The sequence below is a fragment of the Secundilactobacillus muriivasis genome (assembly GCF_054785195.1).
This window is the reverse complement of the sequence record NZ_BAABMI010000095.1, coordinates 1-437: the sequence shown is the minus strand read 5'-3', so window position 1 is coordinate 437 and position 437 is coordinate 1. Positions and strand designations below refer to the sequence as shown.

The following is a 437-nucleotide window of genomic DNA, read 5'->3' as shown; positions in this document are numbered from 1 at the left end:
TAAACGTCCTTCAGAATCACTATTTAAGACAATACTTGAAGCATCCCACTCGTTAATTGCCGCTTTGTTTAGGTTAGCTAAACCAGTGGCTAAACCAGTAAGAATAATCAAAAGATAACTTACTAAAAATATAAGTGCCACTATTAGGCTATAACGCAATTTTTCATGTAGCATCTCTTTAATAGCTAAAAACATAATAATCTCCTTTTATTAATTCTATTTATTATTAATATATCACTTAATGTGTTTTGAAAAGGTTTTTAATAGTAATAGTAATTTTTCGGTAGCGTCAAGAATCTTGTGTAAATGAAATGCCTTCGTATATATAATATGTATCTAACTTAAATAAATGATGCTTCAAAGGTGTCCTGGAGTCCTTTGAACCCTCGGTGGATCCGCTTCAGAGACTTCTCGTTATAAACATTAAACTGAGAAAC

Annotated in this window: 1 pseudogene; it reads right to left on the bottom strand. The window is 31.1% G+C overall.

Going from position 1 to position 437, the window contains the following annotated elements:
• Positions 1-195, bottom strand: a pseudogene (locus tag ACYVR3_RS15810) (ABC transporter permease); the annotation flags it as partial.
• Between the last annotated feature and the right edge of the window lie 242 nt (positions 196-437).